Consider the following 4,498-nt stretch of genomic DNA (forward strand, 5'->3'; position numbering starts at 1 on the left):
GAAAAAAAGCAGGGGAATTGCTTGATGCAAAAACCCTGATCGGTTCCGAATTATTGGGAGAGTCAGAACAGATGGAAGCCATTTTTTACAAGATTGAAAAGATTGCGCCAACGGATGCCAATATTCTGGTGTTGGGTGAAAATGGCACAGGGAAGGACCTGATTGCCAAAGCTATTCACCAGCATTCACTTCGGGCGTCTAAACCCTTTGTAAAAGTGGATGTAGGGGCACTTACAGAGTCTTTATTTGAAAGTGAACTCTTTGGCCATGTTAAAGGAGCTTTTACGGATGCACGGGAAGATCGGATGGGCCGATTTGAAGCGGCTAATGGGGGAACCATATTCCTGGACGAAATCGGCAATATCAGCTTACAGCAACAGGCCAAACTGCTAACAGTATTACAGAACCGTACCGTAACCCGGCTTGGATCCAATAAACCCATGCCCATTGATGTAAGGCTGGTTTGTGCCACCAACCTGCCTTTGCAAGAACTGGCCAACGAAGGCCGGTTCAGGAAAGATCTTATTTACCGGATTAATACCGTAGAAATTATAGTTCCACCACTTCGGAAAAGGGGCAAGGACATTGTATTACTGGCCGATCATTTTAACCAGATTTATAGCCAGAAATACATGAAACCCCAATTAAGTTTTGATAAAGCTGCCCGGGAAAAACTGCTCATGTATCCATTTCCGGGTAATGTGAGGGAATTACAATATACCATTGAAAGGGCCGTAATAATGGCAGAGGGAGATGAGTTAAAAGCCGCAGACTTATTGTTTTCGCCGATTGAATTTGCTACAGAAGGAGCAGAGGAGCCGAAAGAAACCAATCTTAGTACGGTAGAAAAAAATACCATTCTTAAAGTGATCGAAAAGCACAACGGCAATATTACCAAGGCTGCCAAAGAACTGGGTCTGACAAGAACCGCACTTTACCGTCGATTAAGCAAGTATGATATCTGAATTCTGGGAAAATAATAAGCTGCTGCTAAAAGTACTCTTACTTTTTGCTGTACTATGTGTTGCTGCCTGGTTGCTGGCAGCCGCTCATTATCGGTTTTTACTGCTAGTAATTCCGGTGGGCGTTTTTCTGTTATATGATCTGTATCGTTATCAGCAAAAAGCACAGAATGAATTAAGACAATTTGTGGAATCTGTTCATTACCGTGATTTCACGCGTTATTTTGATGTCAAGCATGCTCCCTCCGAATTGCAGCCGCTTCGCAAGGGCTTCAATGAAATCAATACCGCTTTTAAAGTTATAAGCAAGGAAAAAGAAACCCAGTATCAATACCTGCAACGTATCCTGGAACTTGTTGATACGGGCATCTTATCCTATGAGCTGGCTACCGGTAATGTGGTTTGGATGAACGAGGCATTGAAAAGGATGTTGCAGATCCCCTATTTAAAAACCATTGACTCACTCAGCAGGAGAGATACTGAATTGGGGGAGGTGGTAAAATCCATAAAACCGGGTGAGGTTAAAATTGCAACAGCACATTTGGAAAAAGATAGCTTTAAAGTATTGGTGAGTTGCTCGGCTTTTCAGACAGAATCACAGACCTATAAATTAATTGCGTTTCAAAACGTAAATGAGGCCCTGGATGAAACGGAAAGCAAGGCCTGGCAGCGACTGCTTAGTGTAATGACCCATGAGATCATGAATTCTGTAGCCCCGATTTCTTCATTGGCAGATACCCTCAAAAAGAGCCTGCATAAAGCGGTGGGTGAGTTTAAAGATAGCTCCGGAAATTTCGAGGACCTGGAACTGGGAATAGAAACCATTAAAAGGCGAAGTGAGGGGCTACTACGTTTTGCGGAAACCTATAGGAACCTTAACAAAATTACCAAACTGAACCTGGAAACGGTGCAGGTGCTGGATCTTTTTGTGAATTTACAACAGCTGATGCAGCCCAAACTGGAGCAGTTAAATATAGAGGTGGAAATCATTTTAAAAGAGCCGGGTATTACGATTGAGGCCGATACCAACCTGGTAGACCAGGTATTGATCAACCTGCTTATTAATGCAATGGATGCAGTTCGGGAACAACCGAATCCAAGGATCGTGTTATCGGCCAGTAAGGGTTCGAACAATAGAACCCAGGTGAAGGTAGCGGATAACGGAGTTGGAATGCCTGCTGAAATAATGGATAAGATCTTTATTCCTTTTTTCAGTACGAAAAAAAGTGGTAGCGGAATCGGATTGAGTTTATGTAAACAGATTATGATGCTGCATAAAGGAAATATTAGCGTTCATAGTGTAGAGGGAGAGGGCACTGCCTTTATCTTGCAATTCTGATGGACGGCATAATCGATAGAACATTATACTGGTTATATCAATGTCTGACCGGCTATATCGTGGCTGTATCTTTTTTTTTAGTGGGAAGAATTTTTTTTAAATCATTCCGGGCTAATAAATTTTTATTCCATGATAGGTCAGGGAAATTGATACTCTTTTTATTTACCCTAACATTTTTAGTGGAATCGTTTCAGTTTTTGCAACAAGAAAATCCTGCTTATCCAGGGATAAAGAGTGGTTTGAATTATTTTGACCTATTGCACATCGCAATTTTTTTTATAATCGGAGTTGTCTACCATCAATTATTTTGGTGGAAGCGGTATCGTCAAAATTTAATTCTTATAATAATATCTATGCTCCTTACTTTGTTGACAATATATTTGGAGGCAATAATGCTTATTACAATGGACTTTTCAGGCGAATTTGTTTCGAGTTATTGGACCGTTTCGGAGAGTAGCTTATTGGTTGTGGAGCATCTGATTATCCCTTTAACTATTTTTTTATTCTGCTGGACCAATCTCAAGCCTGCTCTACCGGAATCTTAGTTTTTAACCAGCTTTCTTTTACCGGAATAATCCAGCTTTTTTCCAAGGCTTCTTTGGTGGCCGCCAGGTTATTGAAATAGAGCGTATCCCCGTTTATAAAGCCGCCTTTTACGGCCGGAGCCAGTTGTGACAGCGGTAAGCAGCTGGATTTTATCTTTTATAATAAATGCTAGTAGCTGCCGGTCGAACAGGCTTACCCCAAATTTTTCCTCAATTGATTTGATCATACGTACGGAACTGTCCGTTGAACAGCCACTTACGCCAGTTTGGGTTTCATCAGCCATTAGAACAATAAATTGCCCGAAAAAAAGATTGGCATATCCTTTTACCGGCTCCCCGTGTGCCTGCCACTGACTGGTGAATGCATGAAATATTTTTTCCAGTTCCAGGGCTTCCATGATGCTGAAAATACGGTTGCTCTGGTAAATCCATACCCGGGAGCTGCCGTCAAAATCGGCCGGTAGTATTGATTGATAATCGAGGTTCATGCTGCAAAGGTAGGAAGAGTTCCCGGGCATACAAGGGGCCAGTTTGCAGTGATTTTGTCAAAATGAAACAATTGGATACCTATTTCTAATCAAAAGCTACCCCCCGAAAACGGCTTACTGCTCTAGTTTTACAAGGAGTAGATTTTTCTAATAGCTAAGAAATTATTGCCATATGTTTATCTCCCGGCTTCTTATTTTTTGCCTCCTGCTTGGTACTGCTGTTTCAGCAGCTGATTCGCCATCCTTCAATTACCAGCGAACAGAAAACGGCGTTCTGCTATTTACCGACCCAAGGGTTACCGGAACCGTTCAGGCCGTTCGGGTAGAAGTTATTGCTGATAATATTATCCGGGTGCACGCCGTTGAAGGAAAGCAGTTTCCCCCGGATCAAAGCCTGGTAGTGTTGACTACTAAATCGGCCACAAAATTTAGCGTAGAAGAAAAAGGCACCGATCTATTGGTGAAAACAGCCTCCCTGAACGCTGTTATAGCAAGGTCCTCCGGAGCAGTTAGTTTTTATGATAGCCGGGGAAAAAAAATAGTAGCAGAAAAAAAAGCAGGGGGACGTGCTTTTACTGCAGCCGTATATGAAGGGCAACCCTCTTACCAACTTCAGCAACACTTTGAGCTTCAGCCGGATGAAGCCATTTTTGGACTTGGCCAGCACCAGGATGGACTGTACAATTACCGCGGACGACAGGTTTATTTTTTCCAGAATAATACAGAAGTGGCCATCCCTTTTCTGGTTTCCACCAATAACTACGGCATTTTGTGGGATAATTATTCACTTACAACAGCCGGGGATATACGTAGTTTCCGGCCACTTTCAGCCTTGCAGTTACAGGATGTACACGGCAGAAAGGGTTGGTTATCGGCTTCCTATTTTGCCACCCTAACGGCGGATAAACCCGCTTTTCAAAGGGCCGAGTCAGAGATTTCGATGGAGTTTTTAGGCGATTCAAAACGGGTTTTGCCAGATGGGTTCAAAGCAGAAACGGGGAAGGTTCAGTGGGAGGGCAGCATTGCGTCTCCAATCAATGGCATACATCAGTTGCGGCTCAGCTACGGAGGCACTATACGTTTGTGGATTGATGGGAAGGAGGTCTTAAACCGGTGGAGAAAAAGCCTGGAACCCAGCAAAGGCTTTATTGGATATTCCGCTGG

General features: G+C 43.0%; 3 protein-coding genes and 1 pseudogene. 3 read left to right on the top strand and 1 reads right to left on the bottom strand.

Annotated features, from left to right (window positions below):
- Together A1D16_RS21195 and A1D16_RS21200 are read left to right on the top strand one after the other, a co-directional pair.
- Positions 1-965: sigma-54 dependent transcriptional regulator (locus A1D16_RS21195; protein WP_290713533.1), on the top strand; the 965-nt coding region annotated here is incomplete at its 5' end.
- Positions 955-2,301: a HAMP domain-containing sensor histidine kinase gene (locus A1D16_RS21200; protein WP_290713536.1), complete on the top strand. Its 1,347-nt coding sequence runs from the start codon at positions 955-957 to the stop codon at positions 2,299-2,301. The genes A1D16_RS21195 and A1D16_RS21200, both read left to right, overlap by 11 nt.
- 613 nt (positions 2,302-2,914) lie before the next feature.
- On the opposite strand, the gene A1D16_RS21205 is transcribed toward A1D16_RS21200, so the two are convergent.
- Positions 2,915-3,364 (bottom strand): hypothetical protein, encoded by a 450-nt coding sequence (locus tag A1D16_RS21205; protein ID WP_290713539.1) that lies wholly within the window; start codon positions 3,362-3,364, stop codon positions 2,915-2,917.
- A gap of 142 nt (positions 3,365-3,506) precedes the next feature.
- On the opposite strand from A1D16_RS21205, the pseudogene A1D16_RS21210 reads away from it, so the two are divergent.
- A pseudogene (locus tag A1D16_RS21210) lies at positions 3,507-4,498 on the top strand (alpha-glucosidase domain-containing protein); the annotation flags it as partial.

This window comes from Flavihumibacter sp. CACIAM 22H1, from assembly GCF_001601815.1.
Lineage (GTDB): Bacteria > Bacteroidota > Bacteroidia > Chitinophagales > Chitinophagaceae > Flavihumibacter.